The following is a 16,355-nucleotide window of genomic DNA, read 5'->3' on the forward strand; positions in this document are numbered from 1 at the left end:
ATTCATGAAACAGGATCTCCAATGAACAAACCCGTAGCCACCCGGTGGCCCTACCCCTTACCGGTAAAAAAAGGCGAAACCGTTCATTGGTGTTCCTGCGGAAAAAGCACCAATCAACCCTTCTGCGATGGCAGTCATCAGGGCACCGATTTCAAACCCCAACCTTTCACTGCCCAAAAGGATTGCATCGTGTTTTTCTGTGGTTGCAAACAAAGCAGGAAAGGAATGGTGTGCGACGGTAGCCACAGCAAGATCAGTGAATAGTTAATAGTGAACAGTTAACAGCGCGCGAGCCTGGGGTATTGTTGCTTCGAAGAGTGTGCGCCGCGGGCATGGCGTTTGCGGGCGACCGAACGGCGGAGATGCCCTGAGGCATTTCCGCCCTACGAGGGAGGCTCCGCTGTAGGAGCTTGCCTGCAAGCGATCTGGGCGACAGCGAGGGAAGAGAAGCGAGTTGCGAGTCACGAGTTTCGAAAAGCCAAACCCTCAAGACTCGCAGACGTCATGTTTTGATTTTGCCTTTCGCAACTCGAAACTCGCAACTCGCTTCTCATGACTTGCTACGCTCGGTTCGTCCCACCAGTGGAACTCCTACAAAAACCGTTGCAGCCGGCAGCCACCGTAGTGCGCGGACACGGCCCTTTCTGCCCCCACCACCGCTACACGCGCAACTGTTCACTATTCACTATTAACTATTAACTGAACTGTCACCCAACCGTCACCGCCTTGCCACGGCACGATACGACACTGCGACAAAATACCAGTGGAGTACGCCATGCTTGCGCAAGCCGCAGGAAAGATCAAAGCTCTGAGCCCGCAACTCAAGGATGCCCTGGCCAAGCCGTTTGTGGCCACGGCGGACATTCTGCGTTTTCCCCGTGAGTTGCGTGACCTGAACGAGGCGGAAAAGCAGGGTCGGTTTACGGCCTATTTCACCCGGTCACGGCGGGAGATCATCAAGGTGCAGCGCATGCGCTACCGGATTTTCTCCGCGGAGTACGGTGCCAGTTTCAGCGCACCGTTCGGTCTGGATCGGGACCGCTATGATCGTCACTGCCTGCATCTGGTGGTGAAGGATAACCAGAGTGGCGAGATTGTCGGTTATACCCGCGTGTTGCCCGGTGATCGTCTGCATCGCACCGGCGGTTTCTACTCCAGTGGTGAATTCGATCTGCGCATGCTCAAGGGGCTGGAAGGTCGCCTGGCAGAGATCGGCCGGACCTGTATTCACCCGGCCCATCGCAATGGAGCCGTGATCACGGTGCTGTGGGCGCGACTGGCCCAGTACATGATCGAGAATGACATCCGCTACCTGCTGGGCTGTGCCAGCATTGCCCTGGGTGAAGGCTACAACGTGGCGGGTATCTGGCAGCGCATCAGCGACAAGCACATGAGTGCTGAGGACCATCGGGTCATTCCGCACCTCAAGCTGGAAAAGCTTCCGGGTGACAGCGAAGCGACCATGAAGATGCCGCCGCTGCTCAAGGCCTATGTGCGCATGGGGGCCCAGATCTGTGGCGAGCCGTGCTGGGATCCGGATTTCAATTGTCTCGATTTCTTTGTGCTGATGGACGTGAACGATCTGCCTGCCCGCTATGTTCAGCACTTCATGCAGCCGGCGGACACCCTGGCGGTGGCGCAACCGGCCCATGCGGTTCCCGTCAGTTGACCGTGGATAGTGGACCGTTGACAGCTAATGGGGCAGGCCATGAGTGACGTGGACGGTAGCGTCAGTATTGGTGCCGATGTGGATAATGGCCACTGGCCGCAGCTGCGGCGGTTGTGGCGGGTGTTGCGCATCGTGGTTCATTTGCTATGGGGCTTTGTGCTGGCGCTCCTGCTCGGCGCCTTCTGGTGGCCGCAGCAGCCCCGGGTGCTGGCGGCCAAGCAGCGCTGGTGTCAGCGATTCCTGCGTATTCTGGGGGCCGAGCTCACGGTGACCGGGCAACCGCAAAATGGCAGTGTCTTTCTGGTCAGCAATCATGTCTCCTGGCTGGATATCCCGGTGATCGCCAGCCAGCGCCATCTGTATTTTCTCTCCAAGGAGGAAGTGGGGCAGTGGCCGCTGATCGGCCAGCTGGCCCGGGCGGTGGATACCCTGTTCATCAAGCGGGGCAGTGGCGAATCCGGTAGCAAGGCAAGGGAGATTGCCAGTCGACTGCAGCAGGGGCATACCGTACTGGTATTCCCGGAAGGCACTACCACCGATGGCACCGGTCTGCGGCGCTTCTTCCCGCAATTGTTCGATGCGCCGCTCCTCTCGAAAACTCCGGTACAGCCCCTGGCCATCCGCTATCTGGACAACATGGGGTCGCCGGATGAGGCCATGGCCTTTATCGGCGATGACGAGTTCCATCATCATCTCTGGGCCATGTTGCTGCGCCGGGAACTGCGTATTCGTCTGCATTTCTGCCAGGTGCTGGATGCGGATGGCGATCGCAAGGCGCTCTGTGAGCAGGCCCGGGAGCGCATCGCTCAGCAGCTGAAGGGCTGATCCCGTTTGGGGGCAAGCTTGAGACCAAGAAGAGCCAGTTTCGAGTTGCGAGTTACGAGTTTCGAAAACCTGACTCCTTCTGCTACGGGTTTTGCCTTTCGCAACTCGAAACTCGTCACTCGCTATCGCTTCCGTTCGTTCCCGGGGCTCTGCGCCATGGAAACGCCCTGAGCTGCAGCCTGCCGCCCCGGTTTGTTGTAGCATTGGCGCATCTCAATCTCAGGAACGCTTTTCCATGACTCGCGCCAGTGAACTGAAGAAATCCGACGTTATTGAAGTCAACGGTACCCTCTACGCCATCCGTCAGATCGAAGTACAGTCTCCCTCTGCCCGGGGCGCGGCTACCCTGTATCGGGTCAAGGCCAGTGCCGTCGGTGGCGGGCCCAAGTTCGAAGAGCGTTTCAAGGGCGACGAGGATGTGACCACCGTGGATCTGATGCGCCGGCCGGTGCAGTTTTCCTACGTGGATGGTGACGACTATATCTTCATGGACAACGAGGATTTCTCCCAGTACCTGCTCAAGCAGGAAGACATCAGCGACGAGCTGGCTTTCATCACGGAAGAGACTGAAGGGGTGCTGGCCCTGAAGGTGGAAGACGCGGTGATCGGTCTGGAATTGCCGGCGTCGGTGGTGCTGGAAGTGACCGAAACCGCCCCCGCCATGAAGGCTGCCTCGGCCTCTGCCCGCACCAAGCCTGCCACCCTCAATACCGGCCTGGTGGTTCAGGTGCCGGAATACATCGTGGAAGGCGAAAAGGTGCGGGTGAACACCGCCGAACGCAAGTTCATGTCCCGGGCCTGATATGCGGCGTCTGGCCGTTGTCTTTCTGCTGGCCCTGGCGGTACTGCTGGCCGGCTGCCAGCTTGGCTACTACGGCCAGGCGGTCAGTGGGCATTTCGCGCTGATGGGCAAGCGGGAGCCAGTGGATGCGGTGCTGGCGGACCCGCAGACACCGGCGCCAGTGGCGGCCCAGCTGGCTTTCAGCCAGCAGGTGATTGCCTGGGCGGGCCCGAATCTCGATCTTCCCGCGGAGGACGTCTACCACCAGTATGTGGCGCTGGATCAGGATGCGGTGGTCTGGAACGTGCTGGCCGCGCCGAAGTGGTCCCTGAGCCCGAAAACCTGGTGCTACCCCATGCTCGGCTGCGTCAGCTATCGGGGCTACTTCGATCAACAGCGTGCGGAACAGGAGGCCGCCAGCCTGGCCAGCGACGGTATGGACACCTGGGTGGGCGGCGCCATTGCCTACTCCACGCTTGGCTGGTTTGCCGATCCACTCACCACCCCGATGCTGAAACGCTCCCAACCCGCGCTGGCGGAGCTGCTGATCCATGAGCTGACCCATCGCCGTATCTATATCGCCAATGACACCCGGTTCAATGAATCCCTGGCTACCCTGGTGGGGCGGGAAGGGGCATTGGCGTTTCTGGCCGACAGTGGCATTGCCGTGGATCCGGAGGCACTGGCCCGGCGGGATCGGGCCGAGCAGGCCTTTCTGGCAATCATTGAGGACACCCGCAGTGACCTGAAGGCGCTGTATGAGCGTGGCGGAGCGGAGGATGCGCTGGCCGCCGGCAAGGCGCAGATCCAGCAGCAGGCACGCGAGCGTTTTGTCAGTGAACAGACGAGCAATCCGGCTCTGGCGGGCTATCAGGGCTTTTTCGATGGTCCATTGAACAATGCCCAGCTCAATGGGGTCAGTGACTATAATGGCTATGTCCCGGCGTTTGCCCGTTTGCTCGATCAGTGCCAGCGTGACTGGGGCTGCTTCTGGCAGCAGGTGGGTAACCTGGCTGATCTGACCGATGAACAACGCAGGGACGCCCTGACGGGGCTTTCCGGGAAATGACATGGAACTGATTCGTACCCCCCAGCCGGAACTGGCTGACCTGATTCAACACACTCTCACCCGCAATGGCTTCACCGTGGAACGCAGTGAGCAGGGCGATCAGCAGGTGCTGTCGATCCCTGACCAGCAACAATACCCCCATGCCCGTCAGCTGGTGGAAGAGCTGATTGGTGATCTCAAGCGCCAGCAGGGCCAGGTGGCAGTGGAGCCCCTCACCGGCAGGCCGCAACCCTTGCTGTCCGGTGGTTGGCTGGCCAGCATGGGCTGGGTCACCAAGGCCGGTCTGGTGCTTTGCGGGCTGATTTATCTGACCCCCTTCCTGTTCGGCGAAACCGTCTACCGGGCGCTGATGTTCCCGCCGACCCTGGACGTACTGGCTGCCCAGCCCTGGCGGTTGTTCACGCCCATGCTGCTGCATTTCTCGCTGATGCATATCCTGTTCAACTTGCTGTGGTGGGCGGACCTGGGCCGGTTGATCGAGCGTTTCCAGTCCTCGGGGCAGCTGCTGATGGTCACCCTGATCACCGCGGGAGTGTCCAATTTCGCCCAGTTTCTGGATTCCGGACATCTGTTCGGCGGGTTGTCCGGGGTGGTTTACGGGCTGCTGGGCTATCTGTGGATCTACGGCAAGATTAACCCGGGGGCTGGCTACGCCCTGCGCCGCGAGATCGTGATCTTCATGCTGGCATGGATGGTGATCTGTTTTGTGGGGCTGTCAGGAATCGTTGCCAATACTGCCCATTTGTCCGGTCTGGTCAGCGGCTGCGTTCTGGGTGGCATTTTCGGCCTTATTCGCCGCAGTTCGGCCAATAGCGCGGTTTGAGTTACCCCTGTGGGACTGCTATAAAGACAGCCAATTCCATTGTCATAATAAAGAAAGGGAAACAGCGACCTATGCAGTGGCGCTTCCTCAAGGGGCTGGTCCCCACCGTTTTGCTGGCATCGGCGTTTACCCTTCAAGGCTGCTCCCTGGCCCGGGTCGATGACAACCTGCCCTACGGCGTATTGAACAATAACGATCTTCAGCTGGTCGAAGATGGACTGCCCACCTATCTGCTGATGGTGGATGGCCTGATCGAAAACTGGCCGGAGAGTGAGTCATTGCTGGCCAGTGGTGCGGATCTGTACGGCGCCTACGCGGGCCTGTTTGTGCAGGAACCGGAGCGGGCCCGCAAGCTCAGCAACAAGGCCCTGGACTATGCGTTCCGTTCGGCCTGTGCCCGCGATGGCGATTACTGTGACTTGCGCGGCATCAGTGTGCCGGAGTTCGAAGAACTGCTCGCGGATGCCAGCAAGAACGATGTTCCCATGCTGTTCACTCTGGGCGGTGCCTGGGCCGGTTACATCCAGCAGAACACCAGTGACTGGAATGCGGTCGCTGAACTGGGCCGTGTGGAAGCCATCATGGACCGCGTGGTGGAACTGGATGAAGGTTACCAGTACGGCCAGGCGCACATGTACCTGGGGGTGCTGAACAGCATCCTGCCGGCGTCCCTGGGCGGCAAGCCGGATGTGGCCAAGGATCATTTCGAAAAGGCAGTGGCGCTGTCCGAGGGCAAGAACCTGTTGGCCCCGGTGCTGTATGCCGAAAAATACGCACGGCTGGTCTTTGACCGGGAACTGCATGATCGCCTGCTCAACGAGGTGCTGGCGGCAGACCCGGACGTTCATGGCCTGACCTTGCAAAACACCTATGCGCAGCAAGAGGCGGAAGCCTTGCTTGCCGACGCGGATGAATATTTCTAGGAGCTGATATGTTGCGTCTTGCGACGGTACTGGTAGCCCTGCTGCCGCTGGTGGCTACCGCCGCCACTACCCTGAAGATTTCCACCCTGTATCCCGATGGCACCACCATCGTCACCGGGCTCAAGGATGCCGGCAAGGAGATTGCCGAGAAGACCGAAGGCCGGGTGAAACTGAAGATCTATCCCGGTGGGGTGATGGGTGATGACCGGGCGGTGGAGCGCAAGATCCGCATTGGCCAGCTGCATGGCCAGATCGCGCAGGGCGGTGCCTTTGCTTCCGCCTACAAGGACAGCCAGATCCTCAACGTGCCGCTGGCCTTCAATAATTATGAGGAAGTGGACGCGGTGCGCGCCGAGCTGGACCCGGAAATTCAGAAGGGTCTGGAAGCCGGTGGCTGGGTCAGCTTCGGTCTGATCGACGGTGGCTTTGCCTACGTCATGTCCGAAAACCCGGTGCGCAGTCTGGATGACCTGCGTGACCAGAAGCTGTGGCTGCCGGCCAACGACGAAGCCTCCGCCAAGGCGGCCAAGGCGTTCGAGCTGTCGCCGATCATGCTCAACATTGGCGCGGTACTGACCTCCCTGCAGACCGGTGCCATCAATGCCTTTGCTGCACCGCCGGTGGCCGCCCTGACCCTGCAATGGTATTCCCGCGTGAACAACGTGACTGATATGCCGTTGCTGTACACCTTTGGTTTGCTGGGCATCCACAAGAAATACTTTGGCCGCCTGAGCGCAGAAGATCAGAAAACCGTACACGAAGTGCTGGAAGCCACCTTTGCCAAACTGGATGCAGAAAGCCGCAAGGAAAATCTGAGTGCCTTCCAGGCCGTGCAGCAGCAGGGCCTGACGGTGGTGAAGCCCACTGACGAGCAGTTCAAGGAATGGAAAACCTACGCCGATCGCGCCACGGCTGAACTGGTGGAAGAAGGCGAAATCAGCCAGGCCATGCTGGACCGGCTCAATGCCATCCTGGCCAAGCAGCGTGAAGGGCAGTAAATGACAGCCCTGCTTCGCTGGTTACACCGCATCGAGGACGGCCTTATCGTGGCCGTCCTTTTGTTTATGATCCTGCTGGCGGTGGCGCAGATTGTGCTGCGCAACTTCTTTGGCACCAGCCTGGTGTGGATCGAACCGCTGCTGCAGAACGCGGTGCTATGGATTGGTCTGCTGGGGGCGATGATTGCCTCCCGCAAGGATGAGCACATCCGCATTGATGTGGCGTCCACCCTGCTGCCGGAAAAGTACCATCCCTTCCTGACCATCGGCGTGGATCTGTTCACCGCCTTTATCTGTGGACTGGTGGCCTGGTACAGCGTGGGATTCGTGATCGAAGAATATGAATACGCCACCCCGGCCTTTGCCGAGGTGCCCAGCTGGTTGCTGCAGGCCATCATCCCGGTGGGCTTTACCGTAATGGCGGTGCGCTATGTGCTGCTGTTCCTGATGGCGCTGGTCGGCAAGCGGCCGCGGATGCAGGAGCCGGTGGCATGATCACGATCGCCATTTTACTGCTGATCCTGCTGGCTCTGATGGGAGCCCCCCTCTACGCGATTATTCTTGGTGCCGCTGCGCTGGGGTTCTATACCCTGGATATCGAGCTGGCGGTGCTGCACATCGATATCTACCAGCTGAGCAACTCGGTGGTGCTGATGGCGCTGCCGCTGTTCACCTTTGCCGGTTTCCTGCTCAGCGAATCGAAAACCGCAGACCGGATGCTGCGTCTCAGCCAGGCCGCCTTTGGCTGGATGCCCGGTGGCATGGCATTCGTGTCCCTGATTGCCTGTGCTTTCTTTACTGCGCTCACGGGCGGATCCGGTGTCACCATTGTGGCGCTGGGTGCCTTGTTGTTGCCGGCGCTGGTGAAGGGCAATTACCCGGAGCGTTTCAGCCTGGGTCTGGTGACCTCATCGGGCAGCCTGGGCCTGTTGCTGGTGCCCTCTGTGCCGCTGCTGATCTACGGCATCATTGCCCAGCAGATGTCCCAGCAGCTGGACATGCCCCCGGTGGAGATCGTGGATCTCTATCTGGCTGGCCTGGTGCCGGCTTTGCTGATGATCGTGCTGCTGTACGGCTATTGTGTCTGGGCCACCCGTGGCGCGGCCAAGGCAGGTCATCCGATTCCCCGTCAGCCGTTCGATTTCCGCGAACTGGTGGATGCCCTGTGGGAAGCCCGCTGGGAGCTGCCACTGCCCATCGTGGTACTGGGCGGGATCTTCTCCGGCTTCCTGGTAGTCAGCGAAGCGGCCGCGGTGACGGCGCTTTATGTGCTGGTGGCGGAAGTGTTCCTGTACAAGGAAATCACCCTGCGCAAGCTGCCCGCCATCATGCGCGATTCCATGATCATGGTCGGTGGTATTCTGCTGATCCTGGCGGTGGCGTTGGCCTTTACCGACTACCTGGTGTACGCCGGCGTACCGGAGAAACTGTTCACCCTGATCCAGACCCACGTGGAGAGCAAGATTGCTTTCCTGATCCTGCTCAATATCCTGCTGCTGCTGTTGGGGGCGCTGCTGGATATCTTCGCGGCACTGGTCATCATGGTGCCGCTGATCCTGCCGGTGGCCTTGCGTTATGGCATTGATCCTGTGCACCTGGGCGTGATCTTCGTGGCCAACATGCAGATCGGCTACATCACCCCGCCGGTGGGCATGAACCTGTTCATCGCCAGCTACCGCTTCAAGAAACGGGTCACCGAACTGTTCGCTTCCACCATCCCGTTCATGCTGGTACTGATCGTGGCGCTGCTGATGATCACCTATATTCCGCAGTTGAGTTTGTGGCTGGTTAGATAAGGCAGTGAATAGTTAATAGTTAATAGTTAATAGTTGCGCGTGGAACGCGTGGCAGTGACTGAAAAGATAGAGGCCGCGCCCAGCTATTGGGCGCGGCCTCTTTGGTTTGTGGAGCAAGGTTTTCTGTGGGAGCGTGCTTGCACGCGAAGGGTTTATAGTAAAGCCTCGCTGTCGCTCGAATCGCGTGCAGGCACGCTCCCACAGTGCTAGTGAGGTGCGAACAAACCAGTTTCGAGTTGCGAGAAGCGAGTTTCGAAAACCAAAAACCCGGTTCTCGTAGGTATGATTTTTGATCTTGCCTTCCGCAACTCGTAACTCGCTATCGCTCGATTCGCACCTCGAGAGGTGCTCCTACAGAAAGATGGAGTGAGATTATTTGCGGAGGGCTTTGACGAGAACGCCGGAGCCGGCGCCTTTTTTTAGCTCGAACCATTTTGGGTAGGCCCGTAACAGGTCGCTGAGTTTCTTGTGACCGTACAGACGGGTGTCAAAGTCCGGTTTGCGTTTACTCAGTAGCTGTCCAACGGGGCTCAGGTTGGCCCAGTCATCCTCGTCGCCGATGGAGTCGATGACATTGGCGATCAACTGTAATGGCGGCGGCTCTTTTTGTATCGGCTTGGGAGTGGCTTCTGTTGGCGCCTCTTTGCTCTCATCCTGTTCCGGACTGTGATCCGAGCGTAGCACCTCGGTTCGGATAAACTTGTCGCAGGCTGATACAAAGGGCTCGGGCGTCTTTTCCTCGCCGAACCCGTAGACCATCAAGCCTTCTTCTCTGAGACGTGCTGCCAGCCGGGTAAAATCGCTGTCACTGGAGACAATGCAGAAACCATCCAGCTGCTTGGTATAGAGCAGATCCATGGCATCGATGATCATGCTGCTATCGGTGGCGTTCTTGCCCTTGGTATAGGCGAATTGCTGGACGGGCTGTACGGAATGTTTGAGCAGCACATCCTTCCAACCGCCCAGGTTGGGCTTGGTCCAATCGCCGTAGATACGCTTGACGCTGGCGGTACCGTATTTTGCGATTTCCTCAAACAGACCATCGATGATCTTCGCTGGCGCGTTGTCCGCATCGATTAGCACCGCGAGGGACGCATGATCGGGGTCCGAACTATTCCCATTCCGTTTGCTCATTAGCCTTCCTTGTGGGTGGTTACGCCAAGCTTATCGTGGTGAGGGGGTAATCGTTAACAGTAAATCGATGAGTGTAGGGATAGCCTCCCTGCCACTTTAGGAGCGTGCCTGCACGCGATTCGAGCGACAGCGAGGCTTTACTATAAACCCTTCGCGTGCAAGCACGCTCCCACAGAAAACCTTGCTCCACAAACGATAGAGGCCGCGCCCAATGCCTGGGCGCGGCCTCTATCTTTTACATCACCGCCACGCTTCGCTCGCGCAGCTGTTAACTATTCACTATTAACTGTTAACTGCTTTTTCACTGCTCTTTAACGGATTTCTTGAACACAAAATTTGCCATATAACGCAACGGCATGGTGCGGATCCAGATGCTTTGCAGGGTGATCGGCAGGCTGGGCAGGGCGAAGATTTTCTTTTCGTTGAGTGCCTTGTAGCCGGCGATGGCCACCTCTTCCGGGGTGTCGATCTGGGTCGAGACGAACTTGGTGATGCCGCTGGAAGACTGATGCTTGCTCTGGGCGGTATCCAGGAAGGCGGTCTTGGTGGTGCTGGGGCAGAAGCAGGTGACCTGTACGCCGTAGGGCTTCAGCTCTTCGTGCAGGGAGGCGCTGAAGTTGATCACGAATGCCTTGCTGGCACTGTAGGCGGCAAAGAACGGCATGGGGCAGAAGCCGGCGAGGGAGCCGATGTTCATGATCTGGCCGGTGCCGCGGGCTTTCATTTTGGCGCCTACCAGCATGCACAGCTTGCTGAGCAGGATGTTGTTCAGGGTGAGCATGCGCTCCAGCTTCTTGCTGTCCTGTTCAACATGCTCGCCCATCATGCCGAAGCCCACATTGTTGACCAGCACGTCCAGCTCGATCTTTTCCTGGTCCAGCCATTCGACGATGCGTTCGGCGGCATCCGGTTCGGACAGGTCCATCTGTACACCGTGGTAGTCCACGTTGGCGCGCTGGGCTTTCAGGTCCTTGCCCAGCTGATCGAGCTCTTCCTGCAGCAGGCTGAACACCACGATGCGGTAACCGTCGTTGTTGAACAGCTTGCAGAATTCACGGCCAATACCACCGGCGCCACCGGTGATCAGTACGGTTCTTGTCATTGTTATGCTCCTGTCAGGCGGCGTCGCCGGGTTGTTCTTTGGGGCCCAGATCGAAGGGGCCAATGATCATGCTGCCGGAGTGTTTGCGATGGTAGGCCTCGCGGGCTTTCCAGACTTTACCGTAACGATAGAACGGCACGGTGGGGTAGAGGTGATGGACCAGGTGATAGTTCTGGTACATCAGAATCGGGGTCAGCAACCATTCCCAGCCCATGCGCATCAGCGAGGTGGTGTTCGGGTCCACGTCCTGGCGGCCGGTATGCGGGTAGTGCGGCAGCACCATGAACACCAGACACATCAGGAAGAACGAGAAGTAGGACGGAATCAGCCACAGCATCAGGGTCACATAGGGTTGCCAGATGAACAGGGCGGTCAGGGCGATACCGGCTACGATCAGCTCACGGCGCATTTCGGCCATTTCCACGTTGGGCAGTTTTTCCGGATGACGCATGTAGTTGATCAGGTAGATGAAGGGCCAGAAGCCCCACAGCGGCATGGTCCACAGGCTACTGGCCATCCAGTGATCGGGATCTTTTTCCGGGTCGTTGGCAAAGCGGTGGTGATGCATGTGCATGATGCGGAACAGCTTACCCTTGCCGAACGGCACGGCCACAAAGGTAGCGATGGAAAGAATCAGGTCGTTATGCTCAGACTTCTGGGCGGCGGCACGGTGAATGGATTCGTGGGCCGGGGTGAACATGACATAGCCTGAGATGCTGTTGATCACCAGCCCGACCCAGGCCGGCCAGTAGCCACCAATCACCATCACCCAGCTGGCAATGTTGGCGGCATGGGACAGCACCATCAGGGTGATGGTGGGCCAGGCAAACTTCGGTGAGACCTTCAGTTTGGCCAGTGTCTTGAGTTCTTCTGCTTCAGTTGTTGTGGTCATTGGGGCGGTCTCCCTGCAGGTTGTGCATACACAGTGTTTACCTTTTCGCAGGGCTTGTTAAGCACCAAAGCTGCCAAAAAAGGGGATAAATAGTGTCAGGTGAGACGCCTGATAGGACGCCTGAGGCCTGACGCTAAACGGCCAGACGCCTTCCGCTTTTGGCGTCAGGCGTCTGGCGTCCGGCTTTCCAATCAGGTGGCGTTGCCAGTGGACTCGTTACGGTTTTCCGGGCCAAGGCCAAAGGGGCCGATGATCATGTCGCCGGAATGCTCCAGGTGGTAGGCCTCGCGGGCTTTCCAGATCTTGCCGTAGCGATAGAACGGTGCGGTGGGGTACAGGTGATGCACCAGATGATAGTTCTGGAACATCAGCACCGGGGTCAGCCACCATTCCTGGCCCATGCGCATCAGCGCGGTGGTGTTCGGGTCCTCGTCCTGACGGCCGGTGTGCGGGTAGTGCGGCAGCACCATGAACACCAGGCACATCAGGAAGAAGGCGAAGTAGGTGGGGATCAGCCACAGCATCAGCATGTAGTACGGCATCAGCACAATCAGGACACCGAAGATGGCGCCGGCCACCACGATCTCACGGACAATTTCCGATACCTTCACGTTCGGCAGCAGTTCCGGGTTGCGCAGGAACTTGTACAGGTAGAAGTACGGCCACAGGCCCCACAGCGGCATGGTCCACAGGCTGCTGGCCATCCAGTGATCCGGATCGTTTTCCGGGTCGTTGGCGAAGCGGTGGTGGCGCATGTGTAGCAGGCGGAACAGCTTGCCCTTGCCGAACGGCACGGCCACAAAGGTGGCGGCGGCCAGAATGAAGTCGTTGTGCTCGGACTTCTGGGCGGCAGCGCGGTGAATGCCCTCATGGGCCGGGGTGAACAGGGCGTAGCCCGCGATGCTGTTGACTACCATGCCCACCCACAGGGGCCAGATGCCCATGGGGACCATGATCCAGGTCAGTGCCACGGCCGCAAGCGAGCCAACCAGAATTGCCAGGGTGGGCCACGCAAATTTCGGTGACACCTTCAGTTTTGCCAGTTCGTTATTCTTCTCTGCGTTACTCATTGCGCCAGTCTCCAATGGTGCTTTTATTCAGTGTTGCCCGAAACGGGTTCACGGATAAGCGCGGATGCTGACAAGGGGGGGATGATAAATGACAGGGGATGATTGAGTTACGAGTTACGAGTTACGAGAAGCGAGAAGCGAGAAGCGAGAAGCGAGAAGCGAGAAGCGAGAAGCGAGAAGCGAGAAGCGAGAAGACAAGGTTCCGCTCCTCCAGGTTTTGACTTTCGAAACTCGTTACTCGCAACTCGTAACTGACTCATTCCTGCCGAAACTTCCCCGGGCTGGTGCCGAACCACCTCTGGAAGGCGCGGCGGAAGCTGGCTACGTCGGTGTAGCCGAGATCCTCTGCCACCGCGGCCACGGTGTAGTGGGGCAGGCTGAGTAGCTGGGTGGCGCGGCGGCTGAGGGTCTGGTCGCGCAGTTGCTGGAAGCGGGTGTCTTCCTGCTTGAGCTTGCGGATCAGGGTGCGCGGGCTCATGTGCAGTCGGTCGGCGATAGTGTCCAGGTCCGCCTTGCCTTCGGCCTGATGCAACAGGGCCAGCACCTGGTCGGTGACGGTGCCCATCTTGCGCAGGGACTCCTGGCGAGCTTCGCACTGGCCGATGGCCATCCACAGCAGTTCCCGGTCATGGCTGGCCAGGGGTTCGTCGCCGTAATGGGCCGGCAGGGTGAGGCCGGTTTGCGGAGCATCGAACACCACTTCGGTGCCGCGGAAGATCTTCTTGTAGGCATCCGCCCACGGTGGGGCCGGGTAATTGAAGTAGGCCACCCCGTCGTTGATGGGTTTGCCGCGCAGTACTACGTGGCAGGCGTAGGCGGACGCCATGGCGGATTCGGTGAGGAAGCGGATGTAGTCATCCATGGGGTAATTGAACTGCAGATGCAGGGTGATGGTGTCGGCATCTTCTTCCATCTCGGTATGGAATACCCGGGTGCGGGTGTTGGTGAAGGCGGCAAACACGCGCATGGCATCACGCAGGGTAGGGCTGGCCATGGCTGCCATGCCCATGGGGCCGTGCATGGCGGGCAGGGCTCGCAGGCCGGCCTGCAAGGCAAGATCCGGCAGGGGATTGATGGCCTGGGCATTGGCGATCAGCTGGCAGGTGCCGGCCCAATCGATAAAGCCATCACCGTGCTGCAGGGTCTCCACATTGATGCCGGTGTTGCAGACCAGGTTTTCCAGGCCGTCCTGATCCAGACCCATGGCCTGGGCAATCATGCGGCAGTAAGCCAGTGCCAGATCCGGGCTCATGCTTGCACCTCCGATGAGGACGGGGGCAGGGTCATGTAGTTGGCTACCATGCTGGTCAGTTCCGTGGCGAGGGCGTTTTCGCGAATCAGTCCGTTGTGCTGGCTGATGTGACGCACCATGGTGAACAGTACGCTGTTGGTGACGATGAACACCCGCACTTCCAGATTATCGATGGGGTAATCCCGATAGTGGCGCAGGAAATAAACCCGAGCCAGTTCCATGAAGTGTTGTTGCAGTACATCCACCACCCGGTCGGTGGGCAGCCGGTGCCAGTTGCGCACCAGCTCCAGATAAAGGCCATCACGGGAATGCAGCACGGCAAAGCCAAAGCGGATGGCATTGCCGATCAGGGCATGCATGTCGTCGTTATCCAGCAGCGGGAGCCGGCGCAGGCCTGTGCCGATACCTTCCGCCAGGCTTTCCATCAGGGCCTCGATCAGCGATTCCTTGTCACCAAAGTACTGATACAGCGAGCCCACGCTGACCCCGGCGGCCTCGGCAATCCGGGCGGTGGTCGTGTTATCCAGCCCTTGCTGCTGGATGACCCTGGCGGTGGCATCGATCAGGGCTTGGACCAGTTCCCGTGAGCGCTGCTGCTGTGGACGTTTACGCATAACGACTCTTCTCTGTAGCCCTTCTTGTGATGGCTCATGTTGAGCCAGTTTTAAAATGCGAATTGAATGCGAATACATATTCGCATTAGGGTGCCTGTCATTGCAACAACTGTCGTACTGACACGTGGAGGCGAGCATGAACGCTCAAGCCAAGGCTCAGCAAGCATTGCCGGCGGTACCCGGACGGGTACGGCCTTTCGAGAAGACCCAGCAGCCGACACCGCTGCTGCTGAAGACCCTGTTGGGCCGCGATCTGGCGCCCAGCCGGGAAGAATTTGACGGGGTTGTGGGCGCGCTCTGGGTGGGGGATCCGGAGATGGATGCGCTGGTGGACTGGATGATGGAATACGGTGCCCGGGATGCCCGTGCCATGTTCGAAACCGCCATCAATAAAGGGCTCGCGGCAGTGAAAGAGTGCCCTGAGCCGCTGCGGGCCTTTATTCGCAAGGTGGAGAAACGCCCGTCATGGGTGGATTTCGACCTGATCAATGAAGGTGCCCGCTTTATTCATTCCACCGGCATGACCGCACCCTATGTGCTGCGCGATCTGGCCTTGATGGGCGGCTACCTGCTGTCCGGTTTCAATCAGTCACTGGTGCTGACCGGTGCTCTCAACAAGGGGGCCTCCCAGCGGGTGGCTGAAACCGGTAAGTGGTGGGTGGACTGCACCGAGGTAGACGGACTGCAGCGCTTCGGAGCGGGTTTCCGCTCCACCCTGCATGTGCGCATGGTGCATTCCCTGGTACGCCGCAACCTCAATCGTCGCGACGACTGGGATGCCAGCGAGTGGGGCATGCCCCTGAGCCAGGTGGACATGGTGGCCACCTATCTGGGCTTCTGTGTAGTGATGCTCGGTGGCCTGCGCAAACTGGGTGTGCCGGTGACACCGCGGGAATCCAAAGCGGTGATGCACCTGTGGAAGTACGCCAGCTGGCTGATGGGCGTGGAAGAGCGTTGGCTGGTGGATACCGAGCGTCAGGGCATTGTGCTGCTGCAGCATACCCTGATGACCCAGAGCCGTCCGGACGAGACCACCCGGGAGCTTGGCAAGGCGCTGGCAGACGAGCCGCTGGAGCGACACTTCAGTCATCTGGAAGGTATCCAGCGCCGTCTGGCCTATGAGAAGCACCTGAGCATGAGCAGTTATTTCCTGGACAAGGAAAAGATGGCGCAGTTGGGGCTGCCCGAGTCCACCTTGCCCTGGTATCCGGTGGCCACTCTGGTGCCGCGTTTTGTGGGTCACGTTTCGCAACGCTACAACCCGGTACTGCGCCGCCGTCAGGAGCGCCGTGGCCGCCGGGATCAGCTGGAAGTGTTGAACCAGATGTTCGGTGATTCCGAGCAGGGAATTATTCGTCCGGATGCGAAGCATCCTGGCCACGTTTGAATACGCAGCAGGTGACTATT

General features: G+C 59.1%; 17 protein-coding genes. 11 read left to right on the top strand and 6 right to left on the bottom strand.

The features are described 5' to 3' along the window. Positions 1–21: 21 nt before the first annotated feature. From MWU49_RS15510 to MWU49_RS15555, 10 genes are all read left to right on the top strand, one after another. Complete coding sequence (locus tag MWU49_RS15510; RefSeq protein ID WP_246974064.1) at positions 22–264, top strand: CDGSH iron-sulfur domain-containing protein; 243 nt, start codon at positions 22–24, stop codon at positions 262–264. 511 nt (positions 265–775) lie between these two features. After that, positions 776–1,669, top strand: coding sequence for a GNAT family N-acetyltransferase (locus MWU49_RS15515; RefSeq protein WP_246974065.1), 894 nt, complete (start codon positions 776–778; stop codon positions 1,667–1,669). 39 nt (positions 1,670–1,708) lie between these two features. Continuing rightward, on the top strand, positions 1,709–2,494 hold the full coding sequence (locus MWU49_RS15520) for a lysophospholipid acyltransferase family protein (protein ID WP_246974066.1): 786 nt from the start codon (positions 1,709–1,711) through the stop codon (positions 2,492–2,494). 235 nt (positions 2,495–2,729) lie between these two features. Further along, on the top strand, positions 2,730–3,296 hold the full coding sequence (yeiP, locus tag MWU49_RS15525; RefSeq protein ID WP_246974067.1) for an elongation factor P-like protein YeiP: 567 nt from the start codon (positions 2,730–2,732) through the stop codon (positions 3,294–3,296). A gap of 1 nt (position 3,297) precedes the next feature. After that, on the top strand, positions 3,298–4,344 hold the full coding sequence (locus tag MWU49_RS15530; RefSeq protein WP_246974068.1) for an aminopeptidase: 1,047 nt from the start codon (positions 3,298–3,300) through the stop codon (positions 4,342–4,344). A 1-nt stretch (position 4,345) separates the two neighbouring features. Beyond that, a complete protein-coding gene (locus tag MWU49_RS15535; RefSeq protein WP_246974069.1) occupies positions 4,346–5,167 on the top strand; it encodes a rhomboid family intramembrane serine protease in 822 nt (273 codons plus the stop codon). A gap of 71 nt (positions 5,168–5,238) precedes the next feature. After that, complete coding sequence (locus MWU49_RS15540) at positions 5,239–6,090, top strand: TRAP transporter TatT component family protein (RefSeq protein WP_246974071.1); 852 nt, start codon at positions 5,239–5,241, stop codon at positions 6,088–6,090. A gap of 8 nt (positions 6,091–6,098) precedes the next feature. After that, positions 6,099–7,088 carry a TRAP transporter substrate-binding protein DctP gene (dctP, locus tag MWU49_RS15545; protein ID WP_246974073.1) on the top strand — a complete coding sequence of 330 codons (990 nt, stop codon included), beginning with the start codon at positions 6,099–6,101 and terminating at the stop codon, positions 7,086–7,088. Next, positions 7,089–7,583 (top strand): TRAP transporter small permease, encoded by a 495-nt coding sequence (locus tag MWU49_RS15550; protein ID WP_246974075.1) that lies wholly within the window; start codon positions 7,089–7,091, stop codon positions 7,581–7,583. Continuing rightward, a complete protein-coding gene (locus MWU49_RS15555; protein ID WP_246974078.1) occupies positions 7,580–8,884 on the top strand; it encodes a TRAP transporter large permease subunit in 1,305 nt (434 codons plus the stop codon). Before MWU49_RS15550 ends, MWU49_RS15555 begins: the two co-directional genes overlap by 4 nt. Positions 8,885–9,256: 372 nt before the next feature. Here the strand turns inward: MWU49_RS15555 and MWU49_RS15560 are convergent, their stop codons facing one another. The 6 genes from MWU49_RS15560 to MWU49_RS15585 all read right to left on the bottom strand — a co-directional run bounded on the left by MWU49_RS15560 (position 9,257) and on the right by MWU49_RS15585 (position 14,948). Continuing rightward, positions 9,257–10,018: an NYN domain-containing protein gene (locus tag MWU49_RS15560; protein ID WP_246974080.1), complete on the bottom strand. Its 762-nt coding sequence runs from the start codon at positions 10,016–10,018 to the stop codon at positions 9,257–9,259. A gap of 301 nt (positions 10,019–10,319) precedes the next feature. Next, positions 10,320–11,120, bottom strand: a complete 801-nt coding sequence (locus MWU49_RS15565; RefSeq protein WP_246974082.1) for an SDR family NAD(P)-dependent oxidoreductase — start codon at positions 11,118–11,120, stop codon at positions 10,320–10,322. A gap of 13 nt (positions 11,121–11,133) precedes the next feature. Further along, positions 11,134–12,012, bottom strand: a complete 879-nt coding sequence (locus MWU49_RS15570; protein ID WP_246974085.1) for a fatty acid desaturase — start codon at positions 12,010–12,012, stop codon at positions 11,134–11,136. Positions 12,013–12,203: 191 nt separating this feature from the next. Next, positions 12,204–13,082, bottom strand: a complete 879-nt coding sequence (locus MWU49_RS15575; RefSeq protein ID WP_246974088.1) for a fatty acid desaturase — start codon at positions 13,080–13,082, stop codon at positions 12,204–12,206. 256 nt (positions 13,083–13,338) lie between these two features. Then, positions 13,339–14,334 (bottom strand): AraC family transcriptional regulator, encoded by a 996-nt coding sequence (locus MWU49_RS15580; protein WP_246974091.1) that lies wholly within the window; start codon positions 14,332–14,334, stop codon positions 13,339–13,341. Then, a complete protein-coding gene (locus tag MWU49_RS15585; RefSeq protein ID WP_246974093.1) occupies positions 14,331–14,948 on the bottom strand; it encodes a TetR/AcrR family transcriptional regulator in 618 nt (205 codons plus the stop codon). The genes MWU49_RS15580 and MWU49_RS15585 overlap by 4 nt, the downstream gene beginning before the upstream one ends. 136 nt (positions 14,949–15,084) lie before the next feature. On the opposite strand from MWU49_RS15585, the gene MWU49_RS15590 reads away from it, so the two are divergent. Next, positions 15,085–16,335 carry an oxygenase MpaB family protein gene (locus MWU49_RS15590; RefSeq protein ID WP_246974095.1) on the top strand — a complete coding sequence of 417 codons (1,251 nt, stop codon included), beginning with the start codon at positions 15,085–15,087 and terminating at the stop codon, positions 16,333–16,335. Positions 16,336–16,355: the final 20 nt, after the last annotated feature.

The organism is Alcanivorax sp. S6407, from assembly GCF_023016115.1.
Lineage (GTDB): Bacteria > Pseudomonadota > Gammaproteobacteria > Pseudomonadales > Alcanivoracaceae > Alcanivorax.

Bases quoted from the DNA above. Each gene is read 5' to 3' on its own strand.
- MWU49_RS15515 (WP_246974065.1), top strand. From the start codon at position 776: ATGCTTGCGCAAGCCGCAGGAAAGATCAAAGCTCTGAGCCCGCAACTC.
- MWU49_RS15510 (WP_246974064.1), top strand. From the start codon at position 22: ATGAACAAACCCGTAGCCACCCGGTGGCCCTACCCCTTACCGGTAAAA.
- MWU49_RS15520 (WP_246974066.1), top strand. From the start codon at position 1,709: ATGAGTGACGTGGACGGTAGCGTCAGTATTGGTGCCGATGTGGATAAT.
- MWU49_RS15550 (WP_246974075.1), top strand. From the start codon at position 7,089: ATGACAGCCCTGCTTCGCTGGTTACACCGCATCGAGGACGGCCTTATC.
- MWU49_RS15555 (WP_246974078.1), top strand. From the start codon at position 7,580: ATGATCACGATCGCCATTTTACTGCTGATCCTGCTGGCTCTGATGGGA.
- MWU49_RS15560 (WP_246974080.1), bottom strand. From the start codon at position 10,018: ATGAGCAAACGGAATGGGAATAGTTCGGACCCCGATCATGCGTCCCTC.
- MWU49_RS15530 (WP_246974068.1), top strand. From the start codon at position 3,298: ATGCGGCGTCTGGCCGTTGTCTTTCTGCTGGCCCTGGCGGTACTGCTG.
- dctP (WP_246974073.1), top strand. From the start codon at position 6,099: ATGTTGCGTCTTGCGACGGTACTGGTAGCCCTGCTGCCGCTGGTGGCT.
- MWU49_RS15535 (WP_246974069.1), top strand. From the start codon at position 4,346: ATGGAACTGATTCGTACCCCCCAGCCGGAACTGGCTGACCTGATTCAA.
- MWU49_RS15570 (WP_246974085.1), bottom strand. From the start codon at position 12,012: ATGACCACAACAACTGAAGCAGAAGAACTCAAGACACTGGCCAAACTG.
- MWU49_RS15585 (WP_246974093.1), bottom strand. From the start codon at position 14,948: ATGCGTAAACGTCCACAGCAGCAGCGCTCACGGGAACTGGTCCAAGCC.
- MWU49_RS15580 (WP_246974091.1), bottom strand. From the start codon at position 14,334: ATGAGCCCGGATCTGGCACTGGCTTACTGCCGCATGATTGCCCAGGCC.
- MWU49_RS15575 (WP_246974088.1), bottom strand. From the start codon at position 13,082: ATGAGTAACGCAGAGAAGAATAACGAACTGGCAAAACTGAAGGTGTCA.
- MWU49_RS15540 (WP_246974071.1), top strand. From the start codon at position 5,239: ATGCAGTGGCGCTTCCTCAAGGGGCTGGTCCCCACCGTTTTGCTGGCA.
- MWU49_RS15565 (WP_246974082.1), bottom strand. From the start codon at position 11,120: ATGACAAGAACCGTACTGATCACCGGTGGCGCCGGTGGTATTGGCCGT.
- MWU49_RS15590 (WP_246974095.1), top strand. From the start codon at position 15,085: ATGAACGCTCAAGCCAAGGCTCAGCAAGCATTGCCGGCGGTACCCGGA.
- yeiP (WP_246974067.1), top strand. From the start codon at position 2,730: ATGACTCGCGCCAGTGAACTGAAGAAATCCGACGTTATTGAAGTCAAC.